Raw genomic sequence first — 16,534 nt, forward strand, 5'->3', positions numbered from 1 at the left:
TCAGCTCTCCAGCAGCAGTCTTAGCGTCAGTCCCAGCACCAGGGTCGAGGCCACGCTTACCAGGGTACCCAGCAGCACATACTCGGTCAGCTTGCGATCCTTCGATTCGCGCAGGTCGCCGTAGCGTAGCACCGACTTGGCGGCGAGCAGGAATCCCACCGCGGTAAGCTGGTCGAGCAGCACCAGGGAAAGCACCAGCAGGCGTTCCAGCATGCCGATGCGGGCACCGGCCCGGGCCAGGGTGCCGGTATCCTCGAGCTGGCTGCTCCAGCGCTTCATCAGCATGGCGATGGCGAACGAGAAGGGCCGCGTCACGAGCAGGTAGGCGGTGGCGACGCCCAGCACCGTCGGCGTGAGCAGCCAGGCACCGAGCGCTTCGAGTGGGGCCAGGCTGTCGAGCCAGACCAGCCACACCGCGCACAGCACCAGCAGGTGCAGCAGTTGGTCGAGCAGGAACCAGCGCAGCCGGCCGGCTGGCAGCTTCGCCTTGCCCAGATCGATCAGCCAGTGGCTGGGGGCCACCGCCGCGGCACCGGCGAACACGCCCAGCGAGCCCGGGGAGCCCGGCAGCAGCCAGGATGCGATCATCAGCACCAGGGCGGTCAGCCCGGCGTGAACCAGCACGTGGTAGAGCAGGTGGTGCGAGCGGTGCAGGCGACGCATCCGCTCGTCGACCCAGTGGCGCGGTTGCAGCAGGAAGTCGCCGACGAGGTGGGCCAGCACCAGCCCCATCAGCAGGGACAGATCGTTGGGGTTCATCGGCGTTTATCCTTTTCCGCCAGTCGCTCGCTCAGGTAGGCCAGGGTATCGGCCAGCAGCGGCCAGCGGGCGGCGCGCAGCCGCTTGTGTACGCTGGGCTGGCGTATGCCCAGGTGATCGGCCATGGCCTGCTGGGAGGACTCACTCTCCAGGCTGAGCCTGACCACCTCCGCCGAGTAGCGCGACCAGCTTGCCACCATGTCATCCAGATAGCGCGTCAACAGGGCCAGGCTACCGTCGTCCGTTTCGTCGAGCAGTGACAGCGACAGGTGCGAGCTGCCCTCGCTCAAGGCATCCAGATCGTGGCCGGAGCGCACGAAGGGCTCGCTATCCGCCGTGGCAAGCCGGCCGTTTCCCGGCCAGCTTGCCGGCCCTACCGCCACCGCAATGCGGGCGTCCCAGCGCTGGTCGGTCTCGGACTGCTCGATCAGCGCCGCGCGCATGGCAATAGCCACCTCCATGGCGGCTGCGGCCCCGGGCAGGGCCAGCTGGAAGCCATCGCCGCGGAAGCGTTCGCTGCGTCCGCCATGCCGGGCGGCCAGTCCGGCCAGGTTTTTGTCCAGCAGTGCATAGAGCCGCTGACGATCTTGGATCTTGCGTGAGTCGATCACATCGCCGGTCAGCACGGCGATTCGCTGGGTCATGGCAAGCGCTCCAGGGAGGGTCGACTTCATCATAGCCGAAAAAGGCTATTTGGCAATTAAATAACCCTTAAGGGCTATATTTGCGCGTTATCGCCCTGTGGGGCTATTGCTGCTCAGCGAGCCAGCTCGCGCATGGCGTTTTCCAGTCCTTCCAGCGTCATCGGGTACATGCGGTCGTCGAGCAACTGGCGGATCAACTGGGTGGATTGAGTGTACTCCCAGGCCCGGGGCGGCATGGGGTTGAGCCAGGCCAGCCGAGGGAACTTGGCGGCCAGCCGCTTGAGCCACACGCCGCCGGCCTCGTCGTTGAAGTGCTCCACGCTGCCACCAGGGTGAGTCACTTCATAGGGCGACATGGCGGCATCGCCGACGATCACCACCTGATAGTCGCTGCCGTAGGTGTGCAATACGTCCATGGTGGGAATGCGTTCACTGGTGCGGCGATGGTTGTTGCGCCAGACCCCTTCGTACACGCAGTTATGGAAATAATAATGCTCCAGGTGCTTGAACTCGGAGCGGGCGGCGGAGAACAGCTCCTCGCAGACGCGGATGTGGTCGTCCATGGACCCGCCCACGTCGAGGAACAGCAGTACCTTCACCGCGTTGTGGCGTTCTGGACGCATGCGCACGTTGAGCAGGCCGGCGTCTCGTGCAGTGTCGCGGATGGTGGCGTCGACGTCGAACTCCTCCGCCGCACCCTGGCGGGCGAACTTGCGCAGCCGGCGCAGTGCCATCTTGATGTTGCGGGTGCCCAGCTCGAGCGAATCGTCGTAGTCGCGGAAGCGGCGTTCGTCCCATACCTTGATCGCCCGGCGATGGCGCGACCCCTCCTGGCCGATGCGGATGCCCTCGGGGTTGTAGCCGTAGGCGCCGAAGGGGCTGGTGCCGCCGGTGCCGATCCATTTGTTGCCGCCGGCGTGGCGCTCCTTCTGCTCCTCGAGACGCTTCTTGAAGGTCTCGATCAGCTCCTCGAGCCCGCCCAGGGACTCGATCTGCGCCTTCTCCTCCTCGGAGAGCTGCTTCTCGAACTCGCGACGCAGCCAGTCGTCGGGAATCAGCGCCTCGATGGCGGCGTCGAGGCTCTCGAGCCCCTCGAACCAGGCGGAAAAGGCGCGATCGAAGCGGTCGAAGTGCCGCTCGTCCTTGACCATCACGGTGCGCGCCACCTGGTAGAACGCCTCCATGTCGGCGAACACCACGCCATGTTCGACCACGGCGTGAAGGTCGAGCAGCTCGCGCAGCGAGACCGGCACACCGGCACGCTTCAGGGTCTCGAACAGGCCGATGAACATGCTCAGCGCCTCTGGTTGCCTTGACGACGCAGCATGAACGCCAGCCGCTCCAGCAACTGGGTATCCTGCTCGTTCTTGACCAGGGCACCGGCCATGGGAGGAATGGCCTTCACCGGGTCGCGGTTGTAGAGCGCCTCCCGGGCCAGGTCGTCGCTCATCAACAGCTTCAACCAGTCCACCAGCTCCGAGGTGGAGGGCTTCTTCTTCAGCCCCGGGGCCTGGCGCAGGTCGAAGAACACCTCCAGCGCCTCGCCGACCAGCTTCGGCGCGATGTCGGGGAAGTGCACGTCGACGATCTGCTGCATGGTCTCGCGGTCGGGGAACTCGATGTAGTGGAAGAAGCAGCGGCGCAGGAAGGCGTCGGGCAACTCCTTCTCGTTGTTGGAGGTGATGACGATGATCGGCCGGTGGCGAGCGGCGATGGTCTCGCCGGTCTCGTAGACATGGAATTCCATGCGATCCAGCTCCTGGAGCAGGTCGTTGGGGAATTCGATGTCGGCCTTGTCGATCTCGTCGATCAGCAGCACCACCCGCTCGTCGGCGGTGAAGGCCTCCCACAGCTTGCCGGGCTTGATGTAGTTGGCGACGTTCTCCACGCCTTCGACGCCGAGCTGGGAATCGCGCAGGCGGCTCACCGCATCATACTCATACAGGCCCTGGGCAGCCTTGGTGCTGGACTTGATGTGCCAGGTGATCAGGCGGGTGCCCAACGAGGCCGCCAGCTCTTCGGCCAGCAGGGTCTTGCCGGTGCCCGGCTCGCCCTTGATCAGCAGCGGGCGCTGAAGGGTCACGGCGGCATTCACTGCCTGCTTGAGGGCATCGGTGGCCACATAGGTGGAAGTCGAATCGAAAGCCATGGGGTGCCTCGGCGATAGCATCGTGTAGGGGAGAGTCAAACAAGTGTACGGAAGGGTGGGGCAGGGAACAAATCGTCGTGAGTGGCTGGCTGATTGTCATTCCCTGCGGCGGTAAGCCTCCACCAGCGTCGCCGGGTCGTGCCCGGCGTTGCCATGGCTGGCATGGGTGCGCATCAACTGGGCGGCCAGGCCGCTCATGGGCGTGGCGCTGCCGGCGCGCTGGCTCTGGGCCACCGCCATGTCGAGATCCTTGAGCAGGGTGCGCAAGTGCCAGGTCGGCTTGTCGAACTCGCTGGCCGCCATGCGCGGAGTCAGGATCTGGAACGGCCTGGAATCGGCGAAGCCGCCGGCCAGTGCCTCGGTCAGTCGCGAGGCATCCACGCCGCTGGCCTCCGCCAGCGCCACCATCTCGGCGATCACTGCCGCCTGACAGCCGACGATCATCTGGTTGCACACCTTGGTGACCTGACCTGCGCCCACCGGACCCATGTGGGTGACCCGCGCCGCCAGCGGGGCGAGCAGGGGGCGCACGGCATCGACATCGTCCTCCGCTCCGCCGCACATGATCGCCAGGCTACCGGCCTCGGCTCCGGCAACGCCGCCGGAGACCGGGGAATCGATCCAGCGCATGCCGCATTCGTCCTCTAGCCGCTCGGCATAGTCCCGTGTGGCGGCCGGGTCGCTGCTGGAAAGATCCACCAGCCGCTGGCCGGCGCGACCATGGGCCGCCACGCCGCCTTCGCCGAATACCACGCCCTCCACCACGGCCGTATTGGCCAGGCACAGCATCACCACATCGACTCCCTCCACCAACTCACCGATGGAGTCCGCCACCGTGGCACCGGCAACACGCAGCGCATCGCATTTCTCCGCGGTACGGTTCCACACAGTGACGGCAAAGCCGGCGTCCAGCAGGCGGCGGGTCATGGGGTCGCCCATCAGGCCGATGCCGATGAAACCGAGGCGAGGGTGTGACATGTGTCTGTCTCCAGTGAGGGGGCAGGAAAGTGAGAGCCTCCAGCATGCGCGATGGAAGGGTTTTCCATCAACTCCATGTCGGCAGGTGAGGGCAAGGAAAAACGGGACAAACAGGCGAAGAGTGGCAGGTCAAAAGCCATGCCCTGTAAGCAAAAGCAGATAGCGACATGGCACCCAGCAATGGTTTGTAATATTACGTAGAATTACACTGCTGGGGAAGATAGGGTTGAGTTAGACCGGTAACCAACCCGACATTGTAACGACGGGCTGCATATGCCGGACAAACGTGCCGACACGTTCACCCCATCATACAACACGCGTCTAATACCAATCGGGCGCTCTAGAGTACAGACGCTCAATGGCGCTTAGGAAAACTTCCAATGTCGTATGCACGCATCATTGCCCTGACGTCGCTTGCTATGGTTGCGTTTGCCGGTAATTCACTGCTCTGCCGGATCGCACTCAAAGACACTAGCATTGATGCGGCGAGCTTTACTGCCATTCGGTTGATCTCCGGTGCAGTGGTTCTGTGGCTGATTGTGCAAATGCGCCGTGGCACATTTACGGGCGGTGGAAGCTGGTCATCGGCATTTGCATTGTTTGCTTATGCCGCCGGATTTTCGTTTGCCTATGTGAGCTTGTCAGCGGCAACCGGTGCATTGCTGCTCTTTGGCGCTGTCCAGACGACAATGATCGGTTATGGCATCTACGCGGGAGAACGGTTGCGGACGTTGCAGATCATCGGTTTGTTTCTCGCTCTCGCGGGACTGGTGATTCTGTTGCTGCCGGGGCTCACGGCACCGCCACTCGCCGGCTCCACATTGATGCTAGGGGCTGGGGTTGCATGGGGAATCTATTCCTTGCGCGGAAAAGCTGCAGGTGACCCCCTCAGGGTAACAGCGGGGAATTTTCTGCGCGCCGTCCCAATCGCAGTAGTGCTGAGCTTGATAACATTGAGCGGTTCATCACTGGATCCTGCTGGATTCTGGTACGCAGTTGCATCGGGGGCGCTTGCATCCGGAATGGGCTACGCCATCTGGTACACAGTATTGCCTGCACTGAAAGCCACCAGTGCTGCGACGGTGCAACTCAGTGTTCCGGTCATCGCGGCTGCGGGCGGTGCCGTTATGCTGGGCGAGTCCATATCGTTGCGGTTGGTATTGGCGTCCATGGCTATCCTCGGTGGAATTGCGCTGGTCATTCTGGAGAAACAACATGCTAACAGCGCCAAGCCCGCTCCAAGGGACCGTCCGAAAGCGGCCGACCGCTGAGCTCAAACGTTATATATCATGACAAACTCAAAGGCCGTTTTGGCCGATTCCTGCCGTTTGTGCTGTTTGCCGATGCGGGCAACACCACCGGAAGGCCTGCGCCCTCCAGTCGCCGCTGCGTCGGAGCGGCACCGCAACAATTTTTTCGTATATAGTGGTACGGCAGGAAGGTGTCTTTAGGGCGATTGAAATGGAACTGGCGACACAGGTGTTTCCCTGGGCTAGTTTGTCCGCCGTCGTGCTACAGTTGGACGATTTGAACCGGATTGCCATGACTGATGCTCGTTGACCTGGATGCTCTCTACCCCAAGCTGATCCATCTGATGCTGGACACGGTATTCGTGGTTGATGTGCAGGACAAGATCGTCTTCGTCAGCGATGCCTGTGAGGCGCTGCTCGGTTACCCTGCCGACGAGCTGATCGGCACTTCGATCTCCGACTACTGGCATCCTGACGACCTGGCGACTACACGGGCTTCGATTGACCGAGTCATGAATGGTCAGCCCCACCTCGATTTCTGCAACCGTTATCTCCGTAAGGATGGCGGTATCGTTTTTATCCTCTGGTCTGCCCAATGGTCCGAGGAGGAGGGGGTGCGAATCGGCGTCGCGCGGGACGTGACGGCCCTAAGGCATGCCGAGGAAGAATTACGTTTCCTCGCCCACCATGATCCGCTGACAGGGCTGACCAACCGGTCCCTGTTCAATGATCGGCTGGACTCGGGCTTGCGTGCGGCTCATCGCCACCAGAATAGCCTGGCCTTGCTGTTTCTGGATATCGACCACTTCAAGGATATCAATGATGCCCATGGCCATGCGGTGGGTGACCGCGTGCTCTGTACGATTGCTCGGCGATTGGAAGGCTGCGTACGTGAAACGGACACGGTGGCCCGCATGGGTGGCGATGAATTCACTGTTCTTTTGACGGACATCCAGTCGGCGGATGCCGTTTCCAACAAGGTGGAGCATATACTCTCGGTCTTGTCCGAGCCGCTGGGCGCTGAATTCGGCGACATCAACATGATCTCATGCAGTATCGGTGTAGCCTGCTATCCCGCGGACGGGGAGGATGTCGATACCTTGATGAGTCAGGCGGATGGCGATATGTACCGGATGAAAAGGCGTCGTTCGGAAGCGGGGTGATGGGCAACACCACCGGGAGGCCTGTGTAGTGGCATAGTGAATCTGGCCACCTGATTTTGAGTGTATGATCACTCCCATAGACAGTCAGGTGCAGATGATGACGAAGAAGAGAACGTTCAGCCCGGAATTTCGTTTGGCGGCGGCCCAGCTCGTGGTCGATCAGGGTTACACGCTGAAGGCAGCGTGTGAGGCCATGGGTGTTGGCAAATCCACCATGGAGTATTGGGTGCGCAGGCTGCGGGCTGAGCGGACAGGCAAGGCACCGCTGAAAGGTGAGGCTCTGACGCCGGAACAGCGTGAAATTCAGGAGCTGAAACGCAAGCTGCGTCGGGTGGAGGAAGAGAAGGAAATATTAAAAAAGGCTACCGCTCTCTTGATGTCGGACTCCCTGAGCAATTCTCGATAATCGAGCGACTTGAAGAGAGCTATGCGGTGCAGCACTTGTGTCAGGTGTTTGGGGTGCATCGCAGTAGCTACCGGGTCTGGCGTGACCGGGATAGAAGGCCCTGTGAGGCTGAACAGAAGCTGCTGGGCCAAGTTGTCGAAGCGCATGCCGTCAGTAACGGTTCTGCCGGCGCTCGCAGCATCGCCAAAATGGTCACGCAGACTGGTACGCCGCTGAGTCGTTACCGGGCCAGCAGGCGGATGAAGCAGCTGGGACTGGTGAGCACGCAGCCGCCAAGCCATGCCTACAAGAAGGCTGATCAGCCGCATTTGGATATCCCGAACCTTCTCGATCGCAAGTTCGATGTAAAGGAGCCAAATCAGGTATGGAGCGGCGACATCACCTACCTTTGGATAGGGGCTTGCTGGGCTTATTTGGCGGTGGTCATCGACTTGTATGCGCGTAAACCCGTAGGCTGGGCACTGTCGTTGTCTCCGAATACGGAGCTGGTAAAGAAGGCGCTAACCATGGCCTACGAGTCGCGTGGAGAGCCATCAGGGCTCCTGTTTCATTCAGACCAGGGCTGTCAGTACACTAGCCTGGCATTCCGACAGATACTCTGGCGCTACCAGATGACCCAGAGTCTAAGTCGTCGCGGAAATTGCTGGGATAACGCCCCGACAGAGCGCTTCTTCAGGAGCTTGAAGTCGGAGTGGATGCCAGAGATTGGCTATCCCGATGCTGCCATGGCGAAGCAGTCGGTCACTGATTATATGCTCGGTTACTACAGTAGCCTAAGGCCGCACAGGCATAACGATGGACTGCCGCCGAATGTGGCAGAAAAGAACTATTGGAATGCTCAAAACTCAGTGGCCAAAAATACTTGACCACTACATACCTTGTCCATGGCCGAGTTGATCGCTTCCATGAGTGATACAGAGAAGGTGCTCGACGGTGAACCGCAGGAAGTCATCGTTCAGGCGTCGCCGAGCCCAGGCGACCTGGACACCATGATCGTTTTCTTGAAGAATGTTCACGAAACCTGCTCCGCTCCAGTCGACGAAAACGATGACAAGAAGAACAAGAATAATAAAGGGGGTGAAGGGATCTGCGACCACATCATGGGCGTCGCGCCGGGCGAAAGCGACAAGCTAACGGGTAACACCACATTTGAAGGTCTCTATATCACCCTGGGTGGCGAGCTGGATCTGCGTGGCAATGCCGATATACGCGGCAGTGCTATCGTCACCAATATCACCATCGAGGACGATGGCAACTGGACCAGCAACCCAAACGTAACGATCAAGCTGGCTGGTGGCGGCAACAAAGGCTCGGTATGGTTTGATGCCTGGCATGTAAACAAAGCCATTGAGGAGCTCCAGCAGAAAGCCCCCACGCTTTTCGCGGACTTGGACATGGAAACCTTCTGGGGTATTGGCAGCACCAGTGCCAGCGGATTTCTGCGTGATGGCTGGATGCAGGAGTTCTGGTAAGCCAATAGCCAACTTCCATCTTCCCTGCGCATTCACCGCCTAGACTGTCGATACGTACCCCTCTGGAGGTCGACAGTATGAAAACACGCAACGGATTGACGATACTTGCCGCAGCCACGCTAAGCCTGACGCTGGCGTCAGCCCAGGTTCAAGCTCAGCCAGTCGAGCCCCGTGGGCAGGGACAGGGCCAGGGCCAGGGAAACAGCCAAGGCCAAGGGCAGGGCAACAGCCAGCGCGGCCAGGGCCAGGAGCATCGCCAAGAGCACCGCCAGAGCCAGGGCCAGGGGCGCGGCCAGTCCGCTGAGCGCCGCCAGCAGGATGCCGAGCAGGGCGACCGTGGTGAATGGCGCCGGGATGGCGAGTCGCGACGTGAAGGCCGTGGCGACTGGGAGCGCGAGCGCCGCTACGGCAGTGATGCTAATCGTGATCGGCGTTCTCGTAGTGATGACTATCGTGATGGCTATCGTGATGGGCCGAGAATCGATGAGCGGGAGATACGGCGTTACTTCGGGGAACGGCGAGAATGGGCCGACGTCGATCGCTCACGCGATAGCCTGCCGCCGGGCATTCGCATGAATCTGGAGCGCGGCAAACCATTGCCCCCGGGCATTGCCAAGCAGTTCGACGACCGGTTGGTACGCAACCTTCCTCAGTATGATGAGTATGAATGGCGCCACGTCGGGCCCGATGTGCTGCTGGTGGATATCGTTAACGACATCGTCTACGAAGTTTTCCGCGACGTGCTTTACTGATTCCCCAGCGTTTGATCATTGTGGAAACGCCGTAACATCATAGATCGACGCGCCGCCCCAGGGCGGCGTTCTCGTTTGCGCCATATACGCAGCAGAAGCGTTGACGCTCATATATTTGCCTATTTGCTCCTATTTGGCCAAACTGATCCAGCGTATAAAAATAGGCCTACATATTGTCATGGAGCGCTGCTTGTTGTATTTATAGGCGCCGCATCCTGTGAAATTCTCCCAACCCAAGGAACACACACTATGTCTCTTCTCAGTGAATTCATGCAGAAAGAGCAGCAGCTCAAGCAGCTCCAGGCCGAAATGGATCGTCTTCAGAACGATGACCGCCTGAAGGCCGAGCTGGCGTTCAAGGACAAGCTTGAAGCGCTGATGCGCGAATTCAACAAGAGTTCAGCCGACGTTATCAGCCTGCTGGATCCGCAGGGCAACAAGCCTGCCGCCAAGGCATCTACAGCCACCGGTGGCGGTCGTCGCAAGCGCAAGCTGAAGATCTACAAGAACCCGAACACCGGTGAAGTCGTGGAAACCCGCGGCGGTAACCAGAAGACACTGAAGGCGTGGAAGGACGAGCATGGTTCAGACAAGGTCGAGAGCTGGCTGGTTCGCGTCGAGGAGTGATCCCTCCTGGCGTTTGCATGACTGTTAGACACGCCGGGCCCCCTTGGGGCCCGGCTGGTTTCAGGTATGTCAATCCGCATTCAGCGTCATTCAGCTACTTGCAACAAGTATTGGTAACCGAACTTCCAATCCTTCTGCGATCAGGCGTACTTCCACGGGGTCGCCGCTGGCATAGCAGCGCTTTTTTGCCAAGCCCTCACTGAGCAGATACTGCAAGGCAGAGGGTATCTCCTCCGGCCTCTCTACCGTTAGGCAAGCGTGACGCTGCTCGGGCAGTTCCAGAATACGGAAAGAGGCGGGGATGGCTAAACCGTCACCGGCCTGCTCATCGATCAGCGGGCCGATATCGATGCGGTCCAGTTCGCAGGGCAGGGGGGTATTATGGAGTACGGCAATGGCAGGGGTTTGTCGGAGTCGTTCGGGCAAGGTCTCGGCTCCTTTTGTGAGTTGTGCCCACTTGTGTAGCTTGCCGAGGCTGCTGGCATCGCTCTTGTGATAGAGCCGGGTAACCAGCGCCTGTCTAGGTGGCAGGCTGCGAATATCGAAGTCCGGCGGTGCGCCACTGTGGCCCTGGCAGTACATGGGCGAGCGTAACTTCACGCGTGCAGCCAGCCGGTACTGGCGGGGCGTTTGATTGTAGCGCCGCTGAAAGGCACGGCTGAAGGCTGAATGATTTTGATAACCGCTTCGTGTGGCGATGGTGTTAACACGATAGGGCGTTAGTGCGAGTAGTCTGGCGGCTTTTTCAAGTCGCAAGATGTCGCGATAGGTGCTCGGCGACACACCGAAACACTGCTTGAACTTACGTCGTACCTGGGAGGTCGAATAACCGAGTCGATTGGCGAGGTCATCGATCCCCTCATGGCTACTCAGGTGCTCCTGTAGCCAGATTTCCGCTCGCATCATCTCGTTGAACATTGTCCGGTCCCTTGCGCTGGAGTGTGCAGTAATTCTTGACTACTGCTTCCATTTCCTGTTGGCGCTTTCCATTGGCGCCGCTGGGTGGTCACACGAATGTTCCAACCCGAAGTATTTATTGGTTTTGTGCATACCTTTATGCGCTGTAGCGGGAGTCGAAGGCAAGTTTGGTGACGAAGATTGACCGTTTGTGCATACTTTGTAGCGTATAAGGGAAAGCGGATTTATCAAGCATGGTAACAGTAATCATTATCATGAATGGTGTTTCTCGGTTTCGCTCCGGGAATCAATAGCGGTATACTCATGACAGACATTAATCGAGTACTGTCCAGTACTTGAGATTTAACGGAATCTAATGAAACAGCATAAACCCAACCGACACATGGACGAGCGCGAGAAGCTGCGCAAGTTTCGTGAGCTGGACGATGCCTTCGCAGAAGCGCTTCGCGAGCTGGAAAAGCCCAATTCAAGGCTCGATATCCCCACCGGACCGCCCGTACGCAGCCTGGCGGACCAGGAGGCGGATGACGAGCAGGCCCGTCAGCACCTTTTCGAAGAGCGCCTGAAAACGCTGATGAGCGAATACGCTCAACCCAGAGATAGCGTGGCCCTTCTGCTACGCACAATGCAGTCGCTTGGTCATATCGCCTGAATTGCTGCTTGAAACGCTGCCTGAGTAGCCGTCTGAAACGCTGCCTGAGCAACCGCCTGAATCGCCGCCTGAGTCGCACATGACCTATTTCGTCGTGATGGGCAGCCTGGCGCTGTCCGTGCTGTTTACCTTTGGCTGGGTGCTGTGGCGCACAGGGCGCTGGCTGACTGCCAGCATGCCCGGTGGTCGGCGCCAGGGCGGCCGAGGCAAGGCCGCCACCCGCAAGCCGGCCAAGCGCCCCGCGCAAGCCAAGGCGCGCAAGCCCGCCAAGAAGCCTTCCGTGAAAACCAGGCGCGAGCCTGGCCGCCTGACCCAGTGGCTTGCCGAATGGCGGGCAACGCTGCCCCTGGCCGTGATCACCACCCTGATCTACCTGATCGCCCGGCTGGTCGAGCACGGCATGAGCTTCCGCCCACCCCACACCGTGCCCGCCGGCTTTCACAGCCTGATTGTCGTCCTTGGCTGGGCCGCCGCCGTAATGCTCACTCTCGCCCTGATCAACCGGCTCGCCGCCTGGCGCTGTCGTTGATGTAGCGTTTTATTCTTCGCCAGCACCTCGGCGCTAGAGCATTCCCGCCGAGTCCCGTAGAATTGTTCAACTAGAATAACGATACCTTCAAAGGGGAAGTCGAGCGCCAGCTCGGCACAGGACCGTGACATGGCGCAGGGGCTAATAACGCCTTAGACCCTGAACGCCCGTTATTCGCTGTTCCGATCCTCTCCCTGATATCGATACTTCAACAGGGCAAGGGAAACGCCCGGAACAATCCCCGGGCGGTAGCGTGCCTGGAAAGTGATAAAGCGCCTCAACGAAGAGAATCATTGTTGGAGCGCTCGTTCCCATCGCGACTGGCGCCGCAAGGCGCCCCGGCGGAGGCCGCAGCGCTGGCGATATCCGCAACGTTTCCAACACCGCCGGGAGTCCTTCGGCCTCCAGTCGTGATCTGAAGATACTCCAACAGCGGGGTGGCACCGTTGGTGGAAAGGGGCGCTGTTGGAGCGCTGCTTTGCATCGCGACTGGCGCCGCCAGGCGCCTTGACGGAGGCCACAGCGCTGGCGATATCCGCAACGTTTCCAACACCGCCGGGAGTCCTTCGGCCTCCAGTCGCCGATGCGTCGGACCGGATCTAAAGATACTCCAACAGCGGGGAGGCACCGTTGGTGGACAGGATTGCTGTTGGAGCGCTGGTTTCCATTGCGACTGGCGCCGCAGGCGCCTCGGCGGAGGTCGCAGCCTCGGCGATTTCCACATCAGCGCTGAAAAACCGAAATGACGTCAACACACAAGGGTAGGGACATCGCGTGAAACTGCTGATCACCGGCATGGCGGGCTTTATCGGACATGCCGTGGCCAAGCGTCTCAGTGGGCAGGGCCACGAAATCGTCGGTATCGACAATCTCAACGAGTACTACGATGTCTCTCTCAAGCAGGCGCGGCTGGACGACTTGGCTGCCAACTGCGAAGACGTGCGCTTCATCAAGATGGACCTCGGCGATCGCGTCGGCATGGCCGCGCTGTTTCGCGACCAGCGCTTCGACCGGGTGATCCACCTGGCGGCCCAGGCCGGTGTGCGCTACTCGCTGGAGAACCCCCACGTCTACGCTGACTCCAACCTGATCGGCCACCTCAACGTGCTCGAGGGCTGTCGCCAGCAGAAGGTGAAGCATCTGGTCTACGCCTCGTCCAGCTCGGTCTATGGCATGAACGCCAAGACCCCGTTCGACACCGCCGACAACGTCGACCACCCCGTCAGCCTCTACGCGGCCACCAAGAAGGCCAACGAGCTGATGAGCCACACCTACGCACACCTTTACGACGTACCGACCACCGGGCTGCGCTTCTTCACGGTATACGGCCCCTGGGGCAGGCCCGACATGGCCATCTTCAAGTTCGTCAAGGCGATGTTCGAAGGCAAGCCGATCCAGGTCTACAACCACGGCGACATGTCGCGGGACTTCACCTACATCGACGACATCGTCGAAGGCATCGTGCGTGTACTCGACGTAATACCCCAGGCCGGCGCCGCCCGCCCCGGTGACGTGGCCACCCCGGACAAGAGCGCCGCTCCCTATTCGCTCTACAACATCGGCTACGGCGCACCGCTATCACTGATGGACTTCATCCGCGCCCTGGAAACCGCCACCGGCCGCGAAGCCATCTGCGAATACCTGCCCATGCAGCCCGGCGACGTCCCCCGCACCTGGGCCGACACCGAAGCCCTGCTGCAAGCCACCGGCTACCGCCCCAAAGTTGGCGTCGACGAAGGCGTAGCGCGCTTTGTCGAATGGTACCGCGGGTTTTATAACGTTTAGCCGTGTATCCACCATGGCAGGAAAAAGCAGCTGTAGGAGCGCTGCTCCGCATCGCGTCTGGCGCCGCAGGCGCCCGGCAGCCACCACCAAGGCATGACAAAACAGCTGTTGGAGCGCTGGTCCCCATCGCGACTGGCGCCGCAGGCGCCCGGCAGTCACCACCAAGGCATGACAAAACAGCTGTTGGAGCGCTGCTCCGCATCGCGACTGGCGCCGCAGGCGCCTCGGCGGATGCCGCAGCGGCGTCGGTTCTCTCTAAGCTACGCAACACCGCCGGGAGTCCTTCGGCCTCCAGTCGTGATCTGAAGATACTCCTACAAGGTGGTAACTGCCTGACACGGCAAGAAATATCAGCTGTTGGAGCGCTACTCCGCATCGCGACCGGCGCCGCCAGGCGCCCGGCAGCCACCACCAAAGCATGGAAACAGTTGTTGGATCTTGTATAGGAAGACTGTCATGAGCATCCGCGAGTCCGACTGGAAAGCCTTCAAGCGGCTTCGAGCAGTGGCACTGGAACGGTTTTCGCAGCGCGTGCTGGATGAGTGCCAGGAGATCTACTCAAAACGGGATGCTACGGCTCATGAGCGCTACGGCGAGCTGTATGACTTAATCCATGAGCGTAATCGCGAGATGGCGCATGCCTTTGATCACTTCAGCCGTTCTAAAGCGCTTTTGTCCCTTCGGCTAATCCGGATGCATAACCTGTTGACGGAGGCTGAGGTGGCCGAGTTCAGCGAGGAAACGCAGTTCGCGACTGATGTCGACAGGTAACGTAAACCCGACGTTGGAGCGCTCGGTTCGGCGCTCCGACTCCCCATCGCGACTGGCGCCGCAGGCGCCTCGGCTGAGGGCGCAGCGCTGGCGATATTCTCAACGTTGCCAACACCGCCGGGAGTCCTTCGGCCTCCAGTCGTGATCTGAAGATACTCCAACAACACCGCACCACAGGTTCTCATGGACGATTACCCCCAGATCCTTCACCACGGCGCTGCGAATGGCGTCACCGGCAGCTGCCACCGGCTGCAACTCGCCGTGGACCGCGCCCTGCTGATCGACTGCGGCTTGTTCCAGGGCCAGGATGCTGATCACCTCGACAGCCTCGAGCAGCACACCGTGCGCTTCTCGGTGGAGGACGTGCTGGCCCTGGTGGTCACCCACGTGCATATCGACCACATCGGTCGGCTGCCTTACCTGCTGGCTGCGGGCTACAAGGGGCCGATTCTCTGCTCGATACCGTCGGCACGGCTACTGCCATTGGTCATAGAGGATGCGCTCAAGGTCGGCTTCACCCGCGACCGCGCCCTGATCCAGCGCTTCCTGGAAGAGGTGCAAGGCCGCCTGGTTGCCATCGACTACAAGACCTGGCACACCGTCATCGACGACGAGCGCGACTGCATCAAGGTCAGGCTCAAGCGTGCCGGGCATATCCTCGGCTCCGCCTACGTGGAAGTGGATGCCCAGGACAAGGCCAGCGGCAAAAGCCAGCGCACCGTCTTCTCCGGCGACCTGGGCGCACCTCATGCACCGCTGCTGCCCGCGCCCAAGCCGCCGTACCGTGCCGACGTGCTGGTACTGGAATCGACCTACGGCGATCGCCTGCACGAAGACAGGCGCCACCGCCGCGACCGGCTCAAGGCCGCCATCGACAGGGCACTGGAGAACGGTGGCACCGTGGTGTTCCCCGCCTTCAGCGTGGGCCGTACCCAGGAGCTGCTCTACGAACTGGAAGGGCTGATACACAACGCAAGAAGCGAGCGCTGGCGCAAGCTCGAAATCATCGTCGACTCGCCCCTGGCCGCCCGCTTCATAGAGGTGTACCGCGAACTCAAGCCCTGGTGGGACGCCGAGGCACACAACCGCCTGCGCAGCGGCCGCCACCCGCTCAGCTTCGAGAACCTCTACACCGTGGACGATCACGAAGCCCACGAGCGCACCGTCGACTACCTGGCCGAGAGCCACCGCCCCGCAGTGGTCATCGCCGCCAGCGGCATGGTCAGCGGGGGCAGGGTGGTGAACTACCTCAAGCGCATGCTGGGCAACGAACGCCACTGCGTCCTGTTCACCGGCTACCAGGCCCACGGCACCCCCGGCCGCGACATCCAGCGCCATGGCCCCAACGGCGGCTGGGTTGAGCTGGACGGCCAGCGCATCGACATCCGCGCCCGGGTGGAAACCGTCAGCGGCTACTCGGCCCACGCCGACCAGTTTGATCTGTTGAACTTCGTGCGCCGCATGCGTCACCCACCCCGGGAAGTGCGCCTGGTACACGGTGACCCTCGCGCCCAGGCCGCACTCCAGGCCAAGCTACTGGAATGGGCCGAAGGGGCAGGGCATGAGTTGATCGTGACGCTGGGCGGCGATTACGTTGCCGAGAAAACAGAGAACGAAGGCGCGGTTCCGAGCCTGACATGACGCTCCAAGCTGGGCTTTAGTGCAACGCTAGCGGTTCT

At 60.9% G+C, this 16,534-nt stretch carries 17 protein-coding genes; 11 read left to right on the top strand and 6 right to left on the bottom strand.

The annotated features are described in order from the left end of the window. The 5 genes from LOKO_RS06780 to LOKO_RS06800 form a co-directional block, all read right to left on the bottom strand. Complete coding sequence (locus LOKO_RS06780) at positions 1-759, bottom strand: DUF3307 domain-containing protein (protein WP_066446728.1); 759 nt, start codon at positions 757-759, stop codon at positions 1-3. Next, positions 756-1,403, bottom strand: a complete 648-nt coding sequence (locus tag LOKO_RS06785; RefSeq protein ID WP_066446734.1) for a hypothetical protein — start codon at positions 1,401-1,403, stop codon at positions 756-758. The genes LOKO_RS06780 and LOKO_RS06785 overlap by 4 nt, the downstream gene beginning before the upstream one ends. A gap of 113 nt (positions 1,404-1,516) precedes the next feature. After that, positions 1,517-2,695 (bottom strand): vWA domain-containing protein, encoded by a 1,179-nt coding sequence (locus LOKO_RS06790; protein WP_066446737.1) that lies wholly within the window; start codon positions 2,693-2,695, stop codon positions 1,517-1,519. A 2-nt stretch (positions 2,696-2,697) separates the two neighbouring features. Further along, on the bottom strand, positions 2,698-3,552 hold the full coding sequence (locus tag LOKO_RS06795; RefSeq protein WP_066446745.1) for an AAA family ATPase: 855 nt from the start codon (positions 3,550-3,552) through the stop codon (positions 2,698-2,700). Between the two features lie 96 nt (positions 3,553-3,648). Continuing rightward, a complete protein-coding gene (locus LOKO_RS06800; RefSeq protein WP_066446747.1) occupies positions 3,649-4,530 on the bottom strand; it encodes an NAD(P)-dependent oxidoreductase in 882 nt (293 codons plus the stop codon). A gap of 380 nt (positions 4,531-4,910) precedes the next feature. Here LOKO_RS06800 and LOKO_RS06805 point away from each other — a divergent pair, with 380 nt between their 5' ends. From LOKO_RS06805 to LOKO_RS06835, 6 genes are all read left to right on the top strand, one after another. After that, entirely contained in the window at positions 4,911-5,801 is an 891-nt protein-coding gene (locus LOKO_RS06805; protein WP_066446749.1) for a DMT family transporter, read from the top strand. Positions 5,802-6,079: 278 nt separating this feature from the next. After that, positions 6,080-6,943, top strand: a complete 864-nt coding sequence (locus LOKO_RS06810; protein ID WP_066446752.1) for a sensor domain-containing diguanylate cyclase — start codon at positions 6,080-6,082, stop codon at positions 6,941-6,943. Between the two features lie 97 nt (positions 6,944-7,040). Further along, a protein-coding gene (locus tag LOKO_RS06820) for an IS3 family transposase (protein WP_235588960.1) occupies positions 7,041-8,215 on the top strand; the annotation gives its coding sequence in 2 pieces (ribosomal slippage) (positions 7,041-7,296 and positions 7,296-8,215; 1,176 coding nt in all). A gap of 18 nt (positions 8,216-8,233) precedes the next feature. Continuing rightward, the gene (locus tag LOKO_RS06825; protein WP_066446757.1) at positions 8,234-8,821 is read left to right on the top strand and encodes a hypothetical protein; all 588 of its coding nucleotides are present in this window, start codon (positions 8,234-8,236) and stop codon (positions 8,819-8,821) included. Positions 8,822-8,898: 77 nt separating this feature from the next. After that, positions 8,899-9,573: an anti-virulence regulator CigR family protein gene (locus LOKO_RS19285; RefSeq protein WP_066446760.1), complete on the top strand. Its 675-nt coding sequence runs from the start codon at positions 8,899-8,901 to the stop codon at positions 9,571-9,573. A 249-nt stretch (positions 9,574-9,822) separates the two neighbouring features. Continuing rightward, a complete protein-coding gene (locus tag LOKO_RS06835; protein WP_066446763.1) occupies positions 9,823-10,200 on the top strand; it encodes a histone-like nucleoid-structuring protein, MvaT/MvaU family in 378 nt (125 codons plus the stop codon). A 90-nt stretch (positions 10,201-10,290) separates the two neighbouring features. Here the strand turns inward: LOKO_RS06835 and LOKO_RS06840 are convergent, their stop codons facing one another. Beyond that, positions 10,291-11,118 carry a helix-turn-helix domain-containing protein gene (locus LOKO_RS06840; protein ID WP_066446772.1) on the bottom strand — a complete coding sequence of 276 codons (828 nt, stop codon included), beginning with the start codon at positions 11,116-11,118 and terminating at the stop codon, positions 10,291-10,293. Positions 11,119-11,473: 355 nt separating this feature from the next. Between LOKO_RS06840 and LOKO_RS06845 the strand changes: the two genes are divergently transcribed. From LOKO_RS06845 to LOKO_RS06865, 5 genes are all read left to right on the top strand, one after another. Further along, positions 11,474-11,770 (top strand): hypothetical protein, encoded by a 297-nt coding sequence (locus tag LOKO_RS06845; protein ID WP_066446775.1) that lies wholly within the window; start codon positions 11,474-11,476, stop codon positions 11,768-11,770. A 79-nt stretch (positions 11,771-11,849) separates the two neighbouring features. Beyond that, complete coding sequence (locus LOKO_RS06850) at positions 11,850-12,299, top strand: hypothetical protein (protein WP_066446776.1); 450 nt, start codon at positions 11,850-11,852, stop codon at positions 12,297-12,299. Between the two features lie 774 nt (positions 12,300-13,073). Then, positions 13,074-14,084: an NAD-dependent epimerase gene (locus LOKO_RS06855; RefSeq protein ID WP_066446785.1), complete on the top strand. Its 1,011-nt coding sequence runs from the start codon at positions 13,074-13,076 to the stop codon at positions 14,082-14,084. A 456-nt stretch (positions 14,085-14,540) separates the two neighbouring features. After that, entirely contained in the window at positions 14,541-14,855 is a 315-nt protein-coding gene (locus LOKO_RS06860; RefSeq protein WP_066446790.1) for a hypothetical protein, read from the top strand. Positions 14,856-15,038: 183 nt separating this feature from the next. Beyond that, positions 15,039-16,496, top strand: a complete 1,458-nt coding sequence (locus tag LOKO_RS06865; RefSeq protein WP_066446792.1) for an MBL fold metallo-hydrolase RNA specificity domain-containing protein — start codon at positions 15,039-15,041, stop codon at positions 16,494-16,496. Positions 16,497-16,534 lie beyond the last annotated feature (38 nt).

The organism is Halomonas chromatireducens, from assembly GCF_001545155.1.
Taxonomy (GTDB): Bacteria; Pseudomonadota; Gammaproteobacteria; order Pseudomonadales; family Halomonadaceae; genus Halomonas; species Halomonas chromatireducens.

What these genes read in the sequence shown, in the direction of transcription:
- LOKO_RS06780 (WP_066446728.1), bottom strand. Translation starts at nt 759, where the DNA reads ATGAACCCCAACGATCTGTCCCTGCTGATGGGGCTGGTGCTGGCCCAC.
- LOKO_RS06785 (WP_066446734.1), bottom strand. Translation starts at nt 1,403, where the DNA reads ATGACCCAGCGAATCGCCGTGCTGACCGGCGATGTGATCGACTCACGC.
- LOKO_RS06790 (WP_066446737.1), bottom strand. Translation starts at nt 2,695, where the DNA reads ATGTTCATCGGCCTGTTCGAGACCCTGAAGCGTGCCGGTGTGCCGGTC.
- LOKO_RS06795 (WP_066446745.1), bottom strand. Translation starts at nt 3,552, where the DNA reads ATGGCTTTCGATTCGACTTCCACCTATGTGGCCACCGATGCCCTCAAG.
- LOKO_RS06800 (WP_066446747.1), bottom strand. Translation starts at nt 4,530, where the DNA reads ATGTCACACCCTCGCCTCGGTTTCATCGGCATCGGCCTGATGGGCGAC.
- LOKO_RS06805 (WP_066446749.1), top strand. Translation starts at nt 4,911, where the DNA reads ATGTCGTATGCACGCATCATTGCCCTGACGTCGCTTGCTATGGTTGCG.
- LOKO_RS06810 (WP_066446752.1), top strand. Translation starts at nt 6,080, where the DNA reads ATGCTCGTTGACCTGGATGCTCTCTACCCCAAGCTGATCCATCTGATG.
- LOKO_RS06825 (WP_066446757.1), top strand. Translation starts at nt 8,234, where the DNA reads ATGGCCGAGTTGATCGCTTCCATGAGTGATACAGAGAAGGTGCTCGAC.
- LOKO_RS19285 (WP_066446760.1), top strand. Translation starts at nt 8,899, where the DNA reads ATGAAAACACGCAACGGATTGACGATACTTGCCGCAGCCACGCTAAGC.
- LOKO_RS06835 (WP_066446763.1), top strand. Translation starts at nt 9,823, where the DNA reads ATGTCTCTTCTCAGTGAATTCATGCAGAAAGAGCAGCAGCTCAAGCAG.
- LOKO_RS06840 (WP_066446772.1), bottom strand. Translation starts at nt 11,118, where the DNA reads ATGTTCAACGAGATGATGCGAGCGGAAATCTGGCTACAGGAGCACCTG.
- LOKO_RS06845 (WP_066446775.1), top strand. Translation starts at nt 11,474, where the DNA reads ATGAAACAGCATAAACCCAACCGACACATGGACGAGCGCGAGAAGCTG.
- LOKO_RS06850 (WP_066446776.1), top strand. Translation starts at nt 11,850, where the DNA reads ATGACCTATTTCGTCGTGATGGGCAGCCTGGCGCTGTCCGTGCTGTTT.
- LOKO_RS06860 (WP_066446790.1), top strand. Translation starts at nt 14,541, where the DNA reads ATGAGCATCCGCGAGTCCGACTGGAAAGCCTTCAAGCGGCTTCGAGCA.
- LOKO_RS06865 (WP_066446792.1), top strand. Translation starts at nt 15,039, where the DNA reads ATGGACGATTACCCCCAGATCCTTCACCACGGCGCTGCGAATGGCGTC.